The organism is Curtobacterium sp. PhB25 (assembly GCF_004365375.1).
In the GTDB taxonomy this organism is placed as follows: Bacteria; Actinomycetota; Actinomycetes; order Actinomycetales; family Microbacteriaceae; genus Curtobacterium.
Genome location: NZ_SODR01000001.1, coordinates 32152 through 45405 on the forward strand (window position 1 = coordinate 32152; position 13254 = coordinate 45405).

Sequence of the window (13254 nt, forward strand, 5' to 3'; positions counted from 1 at the left end):
TCAGCCGAGGACGATTGTGAGGGACTGGTCTCTCAACGCCGCCAAGGGCACGGTGAGTGCTCCGAGGACGGCGACACGATCGTCAGCAGGCAGGTCCCGCAACGTGATCGCGACCTCGCCGCAGTACCTCCCCGCCGAAGTCAACTGCACGGTGACCGCCCCTGCGGGTCTCGGCTGCCCACCGACCGCGGGCAGCGGCAACCCGGCGAACCGCTCCCGCGAATGCTCCAGCCGGATCATGGCCTCAGCCGCATCAGGCCGGTTCCGATCGGGGACCGCCAGCGCCTCTATGACCACCGGGTGGACACCCGGCGCCGCAACACCGTCGAGCACGACGACGTCATCCCGGACGAACGACCCCAACCGCTCCCACGAGTGATCAGTCAGCGCCGGATCCCCGACGTACACATCTGCAACGCCCACATCGACGAGTTCGAACGCCTGGAACAACGGCGGCATGGTCCGGTGCTCCTCGACGGTCGGCAGCCCCTCGCCGAGCGGCCCACGCCGCACGGAGTCGCCGGCGATGAACGCGCCGACCCGCCAGCCGAACTGCCGAGCAACGGCGACCGACGACGCCACTGACGAAAGCGCCAGCCCGGTCCACTCCCGCGGGTAGAAGTTGTGGATCAGCTCGACGTCCAGGTCAGCGAACGGCGCCAGGTCGGCGGCCCGCAGCGTGCTCGCGTTGAGGGCGATCGGCAAGACGGCAGCGATCGAGAGGATCTCAGGGACCGAGAACCCGAAATCGATCCGCGCCCGGGCCACTCCGATCGACCGCAGGAAGTCCCACGGCGAATCCCCGAGCAACCGAGCGGTGTTCGGGGAGACATCGGCGACGACGGACAGCCCCGAGGACGCAGCAGCCGACACGATCGCGGTCGCAGCGGCTCGGGCACCCGAAGGGGAGTCCTCCGGGATGTGCAGCGAGGTGAACGCGAGCGTCGCACCCGCGGCCGCGGCGGCCGCGAACGTCGGACCAGCCAGTGGACCATGCGCCAGGTACGCGCTCGCGCCCAACCGCATCAGCGTGCAGCTCCCACGGAGTCAGCGGGCGTGACCTGCACGTCGAGCGGCGCATCAGGAGCGGCGGGGTCGCCGGACGGTGCGGACGACTGCGCCTCGAGGTCGGCTCGCACCGAGTCGGACACCCCGAACAGCAGCGTTGCCACGAACCCGACGACGTACGCCACGATGAGCCCCGACCCGTACCCGAGCAGCGCCCATCCGTAGCCGGACGAACCGTTCAGCAGCGGGAGCAGGGACAGGTCCGAGGCGCCGATGGCGATCGCCCCGACAGAGTGCCCGAGCTGGTCGAACAGCCCGACGACACCGCCGCCGAACGCACCACCGATGCACGCGGTGATGAACGGCCGACCGAGAGGCAGCGTCACGCCGTAGATCAGGGGCTCACCGACACCGAGGAGCCCAGCCGGAAGTGCACCACGGATCGTGCGGGAGAGCGCCTCGTTGCGACGGAAGCGCATCCAGAGCGCGAGCGCCGCACCGATCTGGCCGGCCCCACCCATCGCGAGGACGGGCAGCAACACGGTCCACCCGGTCTGGTCGATCAGGGTGGTGTGGATCGGCGTGAGGGCCTGGTGCATGCCGGTCATGACGAGCGGCAGGAAGAAGCCTCCGAGGACGAAGCCGGCGAAGGCCCCACCGTTGGCGAGGAGCCAGGTGGCGGCGGTGCCGATCGCGACGGAGACGACTCCGGCGACGGACATCAGGATCCCGAGGGTGATCGACCCAGCGACGAGGACGGTCACGGTCGGGACGACGATGAGCGCGATGACGTCCGGCGTGACTCGACGCATGAACCGCTCGACGTAGGCGGCGAGGATGCCGCCGGCCAGCGCACCGAGCACGCCGCCCTGCCCAGGAGCCAGGGTCTCGCCGAACACGGTCACGTTCGCGACACCGGCCGCGACGATGATGCCGCCGACAGCGCCACCGAGGATGGGCGTGCCGCCGAACTCCTTCGCGGCGTTCATCCCGACGAACACGGCGAGCAAGGACAGGAAGCCGGACGAGAGCACGCCGAGGAACGGCGTCACCCCGGGCACCCATCCCAGGTTCGTCAGGATGCCGTTGATCCCGGCGATCAGACCGCAGGCGATCAGTGCGGGGATGAGCGGGATGAAGATCGCGGAGATCTTCCGGATCGCACGCATCGTGCGGCCGTCGGAGCGGGACCGCGCGGAGGCCTTGATCGACGCGCCGCGAGCGGCGAGCTCCTCGGGTGATGCACCCGACGCGGCAGCGGCACTGGACGCACCAGCCCCACCAGCCGCAGCCGCCGGGGCGGACGCGCGCAGGGCCTCCAGGGCGACGGCCACACGGTCGACGAGACCCGGGCCGAGCACGATCTGCAGGTTCGAGCCGGCCGCGATGGCGGCCATGACGCCGTCGGTGGCCTGAAGCGCCGGCAGGTCGACAGAGGAAGGAGAAGCCACCTCGACCCGGAGCCGGGTCATGCAGTTCTCGACGTCGGCGATGTTCGCGGAGCCACCGACGGAGTTGAGGATCTGCTGGGCGAGTTGCTGTGCATCGGGCATTGCTGTGCTCCTCGGGGGAAGGAATCGAGCGGAAGGAAAGCGGAGGAAGGGGAACGGGGTCTACAGCACGGCGCGCAGGGAACCGGAAGCAGCGACGAGGCGCTCACGGGCCGAAGCAGCCGAGACACCGGTCAGGATCACGGCGATGGCGGTCTTCACCTCGCCGTTCGAGACGTTGAGCGCAGCCTGGACCTCGGCGGAAGGCGCGCCGGTGACGTCCTGCACGAGCGAGAACGCCCGCGCGATGAGCTTCGCGTTGGTGGCCCGCACGTCGACCATGCGGTTGCCGTACGTCTTGTGGCTGCGCACCATCGCGAGCGTGGTGAGCATGTTCAGCACGAGCTTCTGCGCCGTGCCCGCCTTCAGGCGGGTCGAGCCGGCGATGAACTCGGGGCCGACGACGACGTCGATGGCGATGTCCGCCTCCCGCCCCGCGGCCGAGTCGGGGTTGCACGCGACGGAGACCGACAGGGCGGACCGGCGCCGGGCCTCCAGGATGGCTGCGATCACGTAGGGCGTCCTGCCGGACGCGCTGATCCCGACGACCACGTCGTCGGCCGTCAGGCCGAGCGCGTCGAGGTCGCGGACGGCGGCTGCTTCGTCGTCCTCCGCGCCCTCGACGGCGGTGGTCAGGGCGACGTCGCCGCCGGCGATGAGCCCCACCACCTGGCTCGGGTCGGTGCCGAAGGTGGGTGGGCACTCGCTGGCGTCGAGGACGCCGAGCCGGCCCGGCGTGCCGGCGCCGACGTAGACGAGTCTGCCGCCGCGCGCGAACGCTGCGGCGATCGAGTCTGCCGCCAGGGCGATGGCCGGGAGGCACGGTTCCAGTGCCGCAGGCACGCTGCGGTCGCCGGCGTTCATGCGCTGGGCAGCTTCCAGCGTGGAGATCGTGTCGATGTCGTCCAGCGAGTGGTCGGTCGCCTCGGTGGTGAGGGCCGCGAGCTCGCCGCGGAGGGCGTCGTGGGTGTCGTGCTTCGTGGTCATGGTGGTGCTCAGTTCCGGTGGTGGGTGCGGACGGCGTCGCGGCTGCGGGCGAGGAGCGGCTGGGACCGCTCGTCGGTGCGCTGCGCGACGACGATGAACAGGGCGTCGACGATGGCGAGTTGGCTCATGCGGCTGCCCATGGCGGCGGGGCGGAGGGCGCTCTCGGCACCGGCGACGCCGAGCAGGACGTGGTGGGCCGTGGTGGCGAGCGGGGCGTTGGCGTGGCCGGTGATGGCGACGATCGTCGAGCGCTGGGCTGCGGCGGCGTGGGCGACCTCGAGGGTCTCGGTGGTGGAGCCCGAGTGGCTGACGAGCACCAGGACGTCGTGCTCACCGATGACGCTCGCGAGGGTCAGGGCGTTGTGCGGGTCGTCGGCGATCGAGCTCACGATGCCGATGCGTTCGAGCTTGAGGTGCAGGTCCCGCGCGACGATGCCGCTCGCACCGACGCCGTACAGGACGACGCGGCGGGCGCTGGCGAGTTTTCGTGCTGATTCGTCGAGTGCGTGCGGGTCGAGCGCGGCGCGGGTGTCGGCCATCACGGCGCGGACGTCCTCGGTGACCTTCGCGATGACGGTGGCGACGTCGTCGTCGACGGCGACCCCGGCGTGGATCTCGGTGTGCTCGCGCTCGTGGATACCGCGCTCGACCGCCCGGGTCATGCTGCGCTGCAGGCCGGCGAAGTTCGCGAAGCCGAGGTGCTGGGCGAAGCGGGAGACGGTGGCGGGGGAGACGCCCGCGCGGCCGGCGAGCTCGGCGGCGTTCGTGGTGGCTGCGGCGGCCGGGTCCTCGAGGACGGCGTCGGCGATGGCGCGCATGCTCGACGGCATCGTGGCCGACTGGGTGCGGACGAGGGCGAAGGCGTCGGCGCGCTCGACTCGGTCGGCTCGCTCGGTGATCGTCATCCCGCTATGAAAGCGTCTTTCGTGCGCGAGCGCCAGGGGTGAAAGTAAATTGCGTGTTACGGGTGGTTGGGTGGCTGCGCGGCGGGGGCTCGCGCGTTCAGTGAGCAGAAAAGGTTGAGTCGTCGCGGCGGACTCGACGTTTTCTGCTCACTCGATGAGCGGCGGACGCGAACCTGGGCGGTCGTGCGCGTCACGCTTGCGGGGCCGGGGATGCCTCGATGGTCGCCGCCCGCAGGTACCGCCGCGACCGACGTACTGCTCGCAGCAGGATCGGCGTCATGATCAGTGCGGTGATGAGCAGTGCTGCGCAGAGGAACCGGGGGAACGCCGAGCCGGAGACGTCCTCGTCAGCGAGCATCGGGAACTGGGCGCCAGCGATGCCGAGGTAGAGCAGGAGGAACTGCGCGAGGGCGAGCGGCTGGTAGGTGGAGAGCAGCCGTGCATGCTCGCGTGCCCGGAGGGCGAGGTCGGACTCGGGTGGCTGGATCGGGCTGCCGGTCTTGATCGCTTGCGTCACCATGCGCTTGCCCGCAGGGGAGAGCCCCGCCGTGGTGGCCTGCATCGCGGTCGACATCCCGATGGTCGTGGCGAGGATCGAGAAGGTACCGGTCAGACCTCCGACGGATGCGCCGAAGCCGACGACGGTGAGGACTGCGACGGCACCCGACTCGGTCGTGGCCAGCGACCAGCCGATGACGGCGCCGACGACGGCTCCGATCAGTGCGAGCAGGGTCGTCCGTCGCCAGGCGCGGCGTGCTGTCAGTTCGAGTTCCCCCATGCCTCCACCCTACGAGCGGATCGCCGTGTACCGCGTCGCCGGCTTCCCCGGCCCGTCCGCGCGCTTCGTGTCCGTCGCGACCAGCTTCGGCAGCATGGCTCGCCGGAACGAGTCCGGCAGGAGGCGCTCGCCGAGGACCGCCTCGTGCAGCTGCCGCAACTCCGACATCGTGAACGGTTCGTCGAGCAGCCCGTGCGGATCCGGGGCAGCGCTGTAGACGGACCGGAGCCGAGCGACCGCGAACTCGAGGATGTCGTCGTGCCCGTGCACCATCCCGCGCGCCTCGAAAACCGGCGTGAGTCGCACCTCGGGCTCGTCCAGGTCCAGAGCATGAGCCGGCACCACGTCGAGGTGCGCCACCGACAGCACCCACCCACGGTCGTCCCGCGCCGGATCGTCGAACACGTGCAGCTGCTCCGGCGCGAGCCCCGTCACGCCCGCCTTCGTGGAGAGTGACCGCAAGACGGCCGAAGCCAGCCGCTCACCCTCGTGCACGAACGTCCCCGGGAGTCGCCAGTCGCCCTCGGTGGCATCGCGGACCTGCACGACGGACAGTGGTCCGCCCGCGGGGACGGTCAGCACCGCGGTGTCCACGGCGACGGAGGGTCGCGGGTAGTCCGTCAGGCGTCGGCCGCTCGCGTCGCGGTACTCGTCGGTCATGCCGGTGAGTTTACGCACGCTTGCGCAAACGTGACGAGTGGTGCAGGATCGGTTTTACGCAATCTCGCGCAAACCCGATCTGGAGGTCCACATGACCACCCCGCAGATCCACGACCGAGCAGTCGGTGCCGTCCTCGGTTCCGCTGCCGGCGACGCCCTCGGCGCCGGGTACGAGTTCCGACCGGCAGTGCCCGAGCCGACCCCGATCACGATGACCGGCGGCGGCTCCTTCGGCTGGGCGCCGGGGGAGTGGACCGACGACACGAGCATGGCCGTTCCGATCCTCCGCACGGTCGCCCGCGGCGGCGATCCGGCTTCGGAGCCAGCCCTCGACGGCCTGGTGGCCGCCTGGGCAGCGTGGTCGGTCAACGCGCCCGACGTCGGCATCCAGACGCGCAACGTGTTGACCGGTCTGGAGGCGCGGATCGCCTCCGTCGCGCGGGCTTCGGCCCGGCAGGAGCACGAGTACAAGGGCCGCTCCGCCGGCAACGGGTCGCTCATGCGGACCGCACCGTTGGTGCTCGCCTACCTGCGCGGTGACGTCGGCGAAGAGGAACGGCTCGCAGCGGCGGCTCGCGCGATCAGCGACCTGACGCACTACGAGTCCGACGCGGGGGACGCGTGCGTGCTCTGGTGCGTGGCGATCCGGCACGCGGTGCTGACCGGCGAGCTCGACGTCCTGCGTGGCGTCGACCTGCTCGACCTCGACCGGCGCCGAGTGTGGGTGGACCGGATCGTCACGGCCGAGCACTCACAGCCGGTGGACTTCACGGAGTCGAACGGGTGGGTGGTGTCCGCGCTGCAGGCCGCCTACGCCGCGGTGCGCCGGAGTTCCTCGCTCGAGGACGCCCTGGTCCGCGCAGTCCGCACCGGCAACGACACCGACACGGTTGCTGCGATCGCCGGCGGGCTCGCAGGTGCGCTGTACGGGGCGTCGTCGTTGCCGGCTCAGTGGCGGGAGCTACTGCACGGCTGGCCGAACCTGCGCGCCGACGACCTCGTCGCGCTCAGTGAGCAGGCGCTCGCCGTCTGACCGGACCGGCGTCGGAGGCTGCCGTGGGGGGAGCCTCCGCCGTCGGGCTGGTCGTTCTCGTGGGGCCGGCCCACCGCTCTGGAGGCGACCACATCGGCAGCGCGGGTGGCGGGGCGGAGGTGAGCCGGGCCTCCCGGTCGACCGCCGTCAGGCGATGCCGCGTCGCGGACGGAACACGCCCGCACGGACCAACCACACGTAGAGCAAGCAGCCGATGCAGACGTCGAACACGGCGTTGAGGAACGCGGCGATCAGGGCGACCGCGGCGCCGATGGGGGCTGCGTACGGCACGCCGAGCAGGGCGAGGAGCAGCGCCACGGCGGTGACGAACAGGCCGACCTGCTGGGCGAAGGTCGGGGGTTCAGGAGCCTCGAGCTCGGCGGGCGGGGCGAGCCTCGGCCGGACGAAGCGACGGAAGAGCGCGCCGTAGGGGTGGCGGCGGATGCCGGCGATGCCGCCGATCGCGAAGAGCACCACGATGACCGCGAGCAGGACGATGCCGACGACCCATGTTGCGGGGATCAGCGTCAGGACGATCGTCAGGGCGAGCAGGACCGTGGTGATCGCGGCGCCGAAGCGTGGGGAGCGGGGGTCGATGCCTGCTGCGGCAGGGGCGGTGGTCATCGGGACTCCTGTGGGCCGGTGAGGACGGTGTCGAGGGCTGCGGCGAGCTCCGGTGGGCGGGGTGGCCCTCCGAAGCGGGTGCGGACGGCGTGGGAGCCGTCGACGAGCAGGACCGTGGGGGTCTGCAGGACGTTGAAGCGCGTGGCGAGGTGCGGGTGCTCGGCGAGGTCGATCTCGAGCCGGGTCACGCCGGGGTGCTGCGCTGCGAGGCTGTCGAGCTGGCGGGCCGTCGCCGGGCAGCGGGCGCAGGTCGGCGTGGAGAACTGGACGAGGGTGGCGCGGGTGCCGAAGGCGGTCGGGGGAGCGATGTCGGCGACCCTGCTGTCGGGGCTGGCTGGCGTGTTGCGCGCGCGGCCGGTCTGGGGGACCGCTCGGCCCGTCCTCGTGCGCAGGAGCAGGCCGATCACGGTGGCGAGTGCGAGGACTCCCGCCAGGACGGCGACGGCCACGATGACGGTCATGCCGTGACGGTACGTCGTTCTCGTGCGTCCGGGGGTGAACGTGACCGAACGTGACGGTCTCGGTGGGGTCGGACGATCGTGGAGGGGCTCGCGTCCGGAGGTCCGACCGGCCGACCGGCCGGCCGGTCGACGGCGCCTAGAATAGGCATACCATTCAAGGGAGCGCGACCGGGACCAACGCCTGGACCGCCGCCAAGGGCGGCGCGCGGCGGTCGCCGGACGCGGTGGACCGGTGACGTGACGCGGGCGGACTCGCGTGTCGTCAGAGCGCGGCGCGCGCCCGGTCGATCCGCTCGATGAACGCTCGAACGCCCCAGATGACGAAGGTCAAGCGTTGCCCGTCCTGCAGCACGACCTGCATCTGCCGCGAGACGTTGCGTGAGGTGTCGTGGAGCTCCGCGATGGAGTCGAGCGGGATGCCGAAGGTCGGCCGGACGAAGTTGAACGGGTGCGCGCTGAACCAGAGGACCGCGGGGGTCAGGGTGAGTCGGCCTCCCGCGGCTTCGTGGCGGCGCATGCCGAACGGGCCGGGTGCTGCGATCGACCGGACCAGGCCGGCCTCCGCCGCCGCTTCGTCGATGACGAAGTTCGCGTTCTTGCGTGCCAGTACGGTCTCCGCGTCCCCCAGGCCCATGCGCTGACCGTGCCGTGCTCAGACGCGGCGGAGCAGCCGAGCGACCGTGCCCTGCAGCACGAGGAGCAGGGCCCAGAGCAGGCCGATGCTCGGGAACACCACCGACAGGACCAGAGCGAGCGACAGCAGCCCGGCGGCGATGAGCCCCCGCGCCGAGTCGCCCAGCGGCGTGGAGAGCAACTCGGGGTTCCGCCGGAGCACGAGTTCGATGCCGGTGAGCGCCAGGCTCGTCACGACCATGCTGCCGAGGTACAGCGCATGGGCCACACGGTCGTCGTTCTCGCCGCTGTTGAGCAGGTTCGCGGCGAAGGGCAGGAACACGATGCTGATGAGCCACACGAAGTTCAGCTGCATGACCCGGGCGTTGTAGGAGCGGACATGCTCGAACACCTGGTGGTGCAGGATCCAGAACCGCGAGATCAACCAGAACGTGATGAGGAACTCGAGCAGGGCGGGCCAGTGCTCCCGGAGGAGGTCGCCCGCGCCCTCGCCGTCGCGCAGGTCACTGGCGATGTCGACCAGCGGCAGGATCAGGAGCGTGATCGCGATGGCGACCGTGGCGTCCGAGAAGTTGACGAGTCGGTCGAGGCCGCGGTCCGTTCGAGCGTGCTCGGTCATGGCCCGAGTGTAGGAGCGCTTAGGGTCGCGGGTGTGAGCGACGACGTGACTCCTGGCCGGTACCGCCACTTCAAGGGCAACGACTACGAGGTGCTGCTCGTCGCCCGTGACGTCGAGACCGAGGAACCGGTGGTCGTCTACCAGGCGCTGTACGGCGAGCGGGGGCACTGGGTCCGGACGCTCGCGGACTTCACGGCGCACGTGACCCGCGACGGGTACGACGGGCCGCGGTTCGTGGCGGTCGCCGACTGATCGCGCACGGCGCCGGTGTCGGCGGGCGGCCCTAGGCTCGCAGGGCACCAGAGAGACGGGGGAACGCATGCAGATCGGCGTCGATGGGCACGTGCTGCTCAGCCCGAGTGACCTCAGCACGTGGTCGGCCTGCGAATGGGCGTTCCTGCGCCGACTCGACGTCAAGCTCGGTCGCGGGAAACCCCTGCCGGAGTCGCACGACGACATGCTCGAGCGCACCGCCCGCTTGGGGGACCAGCACGAGCTCGACTACCTCGACATCCTCAAGGACACGCGGAACGTCGTCGAGTTCGACCGCCCCGCCCCGCCGGACTACGCACGCGCCGCAGCCGAAGCGCGACAGGCCTTCGCCGACGGCGCCGACGTCCTGTACCAGCCGACGTTCCACGCGGCACCCACGGCGGACGGCCCGGGCTTCATCGGCTTCGCGGACTTCATCATCCGCAACGACCAGGGCGAGTACGAGGTCTACGACACCAAGCTCGCCCGGCACGCCAAGATCAGCGCCCTGCTGCAGCTCGCCGCCTACGCCGAGCAGATGAAGGCACACGCCATCCCCACCGGGGCGCAGGTGCACCTGGTGCTCGGCGACCGGACGACGACCACGCACGACCTCGCCGACATCGCGCCGGTGTACCGCACGCAGCGCGCCGAACTGCAGCGCGTGATCGCCGAACGGATCGCTGCCGACGCCGAACTGCAGTGGGGCGACCCGCGGTACTCCAGCTGCGGCCGCTGCGACGTCTGCTCGACCCAGGTGGCCGAGCACCGCGACCTCGTCCTCGTCGCCGGCATGCGCCTGGACCAGCGGGCGAAGCTCATCAAGCACGAGGTGCGGACGATCGACGACCTGGCGGTCCGTACCCGGGCAGTGCCGGGCTTGTCCCGCGCGACGCAGGATCGGCTGGTGCGCCAGGCGAGCCTCCAGATCGAGACGGAGACCGCCCGACGGAACGGCGCCGACGGGCCGGACCAGCCCGCGAAGCCGCGCTTCGAGGTCCTCGATGCCCGCGCGCTCGATGCGATCCCGGCACCCGACGCCGGCGACGTCTTCTTCGACTTCGAAGGCGACCCGCTGCACACCGAGGACGGCGTGCACTGGGGCCTCGACTACCTGTTCGGATTGGTCGACGACCGCGCGGAGTTCACCGCGTTCTGGGCGCACACGATCCGCGACGAGCGAGTTGCGCTGGAGCAGTTCCTCGCGTTCATCGAGGCTCGGCGGCAGCAGTACCCGGGCATGCACATCTACCACTACGCCGCCTACGAGCGGACGCACCTGCTGTCGCTCGCCGCCCGGCACGGGGTCGGTGAAGAGGCCGTCGACGACATGCTGCGCGCCGGCGTCCTGGTCGACCTGTACCCGATCGTCCGCAAGGCGCTGGTCGTCGGCAGCCACAGCTACTCGATCAAGAAGCTCGAGCCGCTGTACATGGGCGATGACCTGCGCGAGAGCGACGTCACGAACGCCGCTGACAGCATCACCGCCTACGTCGACGCGATCGAGGAACTCCGCAACGGCGACCCCGCCGCCGGCCAGCACATGCTCGACGAGGTCGCCGACTACAACGCCTACGACTGCCGCTCGACCCTGCGCCTGCGCGATTGGCTCCGGTCGCTGCGCACCGACGACCCGGACGCAGCGGATCCGGCACTCGAACTCGAGGTCCCGCCGATCCCCGTCGAGCGCGAGCCGAACCCGGTGTACGTCGCACTCGCGTCACACCTGGAGGACGTCGACGCCCTCGACCGCACGCCCGACGAGACCGCGCTGGCGCTCGCCGCAGCCGCGATCGACTACCACCGGCGCGAGGCGAAGACCTTCTGGCAGGACCACTTCGACCGCCTGCGCAACCCGGTCGACGACTGGGCCGACACCCGCGACGTCCTCGTCGTGGAGCGCGCGTCCGTCGAGCGGGACTGGGACACGCTGCCGCGTGCCCGCTCGCAGTCGCGAGAACTCCGGTTGTCGGGGACGCTCGCGCCCGGTTCGCGGCTCCGGCCTGGAGGCACGCCCCACCTCGTCTACGACGACCCGCTTCCGCCGTCGGTCGTGTCTCCGGGCCCCGGGTCGAAGGGCGCGTCATCCCGCGCCGTGATCGTGGACGTGTGGGACAACGGCGACGCCGTCGAGGTGCTCGTGAAGGAGGGGCTGCCCGTCGGAGCGGAGCCGCACCACGAGTTCCCGGTCGCGCTCGCACCGTCGGCACCGCCCCGCGCGAAGCCGCAGCCCGAGGCGATCGCCGAGTGGGGGCAGCAGGTCCTCGACGAGCTGCCCTCGATGGTGTCGGACCCGGCCTTCGACCTGCTGCGCCGGGTGCCGCCGCGCGGAGCGATCGTGCCCGTGCAGGGTGACGACGCGGTGTCCGCCGTGGTGGCGACGCTGCTCGGCCTCGACCACTCGTACTTGGCGATCCAGGGGCCTCCCGGCACGGGCAAGACCTACGTCGGGTCGAACGTCGTCGCACGGCTCGTCCGCGAGTACGGCTGGCGGGTCGGCGTCGTCGGGCAGTCCCATGCGACGTCGGAGAACTTCCTGTCCTCGGTCGTGAACGCCGGTGTCCCCGCGGACCGGGTCGTGAAGGTGCCGAAGTCCGGTGCGACCGAGGACGAACTCGACGCCGCCGCGTGGACGCCCGTGAAGAACGGTGCTGCCGTCGCCGCATTCCTGTCCTCGTGCGAGGCCTCCAGCACCGGCGGCGTCGTCGGCGGGACCGCGTGGACGTTCGCGAACGCGTCGACGATCGAGCGCCGCTCCCTCGACCTGCTCGTCGTCGACGAAGCCGGGCAGTTCTCCCTCGCGCCGACCATCGCGTCCTCGATCGCCGCGACCCGACTCCTGCTGTTGGGGGACCCGCAGCAGCTCCCGCAGGTCTCGCAGGGCTCGCACCCGGAGCCCGTCGACGAGTCCGCGCTGGGCTGGCTGGCGGACGGCGAGCACGTCCTGCCGCCGGAGTTCGGCTACTTCCTGGCCCGCACTCGTCGGATGGAGCCGGCGCTCACCGAGTCCGTCTCGGCGCTGTCCTACGACGGGCAGCTCGCGTCGATGGTTTCCGGTCGGCACCTCGACGGCATCGACGCGGGCGTGCACCCCGTGCCGGTCGTGCACGCGGGCAACACGACCTCGTCACCGGAGGAAGCCGCCCGCGTGGTGGCCCTCGTCGGCGATGTCGTCGGGCGGACCTGGACCGACGGCTCGGACGCTCGCGCCCTGACCGACGAGGACGTCATCGTCGTCGCCCCGTACAACGCGCAGGGTGCCCTGATCCGTCAGGAGCTCGACCGTGCAGGCTTCACCGGTACCCAGGTCGGCACGGTCGACCTGTTCCAGGGCCGCGAGGCCGTCGTGTCGATCGTGTCCCTGGCAGCGTCGAGTGCAGCGGACATCCCGCGCGGGCTGGACTTCCTGCTCATGCCGAACCGGCTGAACGTGGCGATCTCGCGGGCGAAGTGGGCGGCGTACCTCGTGCACTCGCCGGCGCTGACCACGGGGCTCCCGCCCTCGATCGCCGGCCTGTCGCTGCTGTCCCGCTTCATCGAGCTCGTCCAGCCCGCTCGCTGACGACCGCCCCGGCCGCGCCGGCCGCTCCGCCGCCGCTCGGTGGCGGAGCCCGGCGTGCTGCCAGGCGAGTGACGGTCCTGGTTCAGGAAGTCCGGCGATCGTGAACCAGAACCGTCAGCGTGCCAGAGCGCCGAGCCGCACCGCCGCGGCCGTGACGCCAGAACGAGGGCTGGTCCCGACAC

At 71.2% G+C, this 13254-nt stretch carries 13 protein-coding genes; 3 read left to right on the forward strand and 10 right to left on the reverse strand.

From position 1 onward, the window contains the following. The 6 genes from EDF51_RS00145 to EDF51_RS00170 all read right to left on the reverse strand — a co-directional run bounded on the left by EDF51_RS00145 (position 1) and on the right by EDF51_RS00170 (position 5888). Positions 1-1026 carry a MupG family TIM beta-alpha barrel fold protein gene (locus EDF51_RS00145; RefSeq protein ID WP_132100639.1) on the reverse strand — a complete coding sequence of 342 codons (1026 nt, stop codon included), beginning with the start codon at positions 1024-1026 and terminating at the stop codon, positions 1-3. Continuing rightward, positions 1026-2561: a PTS transporter subunit EIIC gene (locus EDF51_RS00150; protein WP_132100638.1), complete on the reverse strand. Its 1536-nt coding sequence runs from the start codon at positions 2559-2561 to the stop codon at positions 1026-1028. The genes EDF51_RS00145 and EDF51_RS00150 overlap by 1 nt, the downstream gene beginning before the upstream one ends. Positions 2562-2621: 60 nt before the next feature. Further along, positions 2622-3545 (reverse strand): N-acetylmuramic acid 6-phosphate etherase, encoded by a 924-nt coding sequence (gene murQ / locus EDF51_RS00155; RefSeq protein ID WP_134193414.1) that lies wholly within the window; start codon positions 3543-3545, stop codon positions 2622-2624. An 8-nt stretch (positions 3546-3553) separates the two neighbouring features. Continuing rightward, positions 3554-4450, reverse strand: coding sequence for a MurR/RpiR family transcriptional regulator (locus EDF51_RS00160; RefSeq protein WP_131846319.1), 897 nt, complete (start codon positions 4448-4450; stop codon positions 3554-3556). Between the two features lie 190 nt (positions 4451-4640). Next, complete coding sequence (locus tag EDF51_RS00165) at positions 4641-5228, reverse strand: hypothetical protein (protein WP_131879084.1); 588 nt, start codon at positions 5226-5228, stop codon at positions 4641-4643. Positions 5229-5237: 9 nt separating this feature from the next. Then, complete coding sequence (locus tag EDF51_RS00170; protein WP_131879082.1) at positions 5238-5888, reverse strand: NUDIX domain-containing protein; 651 nt, start codon at positions 5886-5888, stop codon at positions 5238-5240. 91 nt (positions 5889-5979) lie between these two features. On the opposite strand from EDF51_RS00170, the gene EDF51_RS00175 reads away from it, so the two are divergent. Next, positions 5980-6921 carry an ADP-ribosylglycohydrolase family protein gene (locus EDF51_RS00175; protein WP_133938792.1) on the forward strand — a complete coding sequence of 314 codons (942 nt, stop codon included), beginning with the start codon at positions 5980-5982 and terminating at the stop codon, positions 6919-6921. Between the two features lie 147 nt (positions 6922-7068). Here EDF51_RS00175 and EDF51_RS00180 read toward each other — a convergent pair whose 3' ends face one another. The 4 genes from EDF51_RS00180 to EDF51_RS00195 all read right to left on the reverse strand — a co-directional run bounded on the left by EDF51_RS00180 (position 7069) and on the right by EDF51_RS00195 (position 9258). After that, a complete protein-coding gene (locus tag EDF51_RS00180) occupies positions 7069-7545 on the reverse strand; it encodes a DUF4395 domain-containing protein (protein ID WP_133938790.1) in 477 nt (158 codons plus the stop codon). After that, positions 7542-8006, reverse strand: coding sequence for a thioredoxin family protein (locus EDF51_RS00185; RefSeq protein WP_133938788.1), 465 nt, complete (start codon positions 8004-8006; stop codon positions 7542-7544). The genes EDF51_RS00180 and EDF51_RS00185 overlap by 4 nt, the downstream gene beginning before the upstream one ends. Positions 8007-8268: 262 nt before the next feature. Further along, a complete protein-coding gene (locus EDF51_RS00190; RefSeq protein ID WP_133938786.1) occupies positions 8269-8640 on the reverse strand; it encodes a hypothetical protein in 372 nt (123 codons plus the stop codon). An 18-nt stretch (positions 8641-8658) separates the two neighbouring features. Further along, complete coding sequence (locus tag EDF51_RS00195; protein WP_133938784.1) at positions 8659-9258, reverse strand: TMEM175 family protein; 600 nt, start codon at positions 9256-9258, stop codon at positions 8659-8661. Between the two features lie 33 nt (positions 9259-9291). On the opposite strand from EDF51_RS00195, the gene EDF51_RS00200 reads away from it, so the two are divergent. After that, positions 9292-9510 carry a DUF1653 domain-containing protein gene (locus EDF51_RS00200; RefSeq protein WP_166673261.1) on the forward strand — a complete coding sequence of 73 codons (219 nt, stop codon included), beginning with the start codon at positions 9292-9294 and terminating at the stop codon, positions 9508-9510. Positions 9511-9577: 67 nt separating this feature from the next. After that, positions 9578-13072 carry a bifunctional RecB family nuclease/DEAD/DEAH box helicase gene (locus EDF51_RS00205; protein ID WP_134193416.1) on the forward strand — a complete coding sequence of 1165 codons (3495 nt, stop codon included), beginning with the start codon at positions 9578-9580 and terminating at the stop codon, positions 13070-13072. Positions 13073-13254 lie beyond the last annotated feature (182 nt).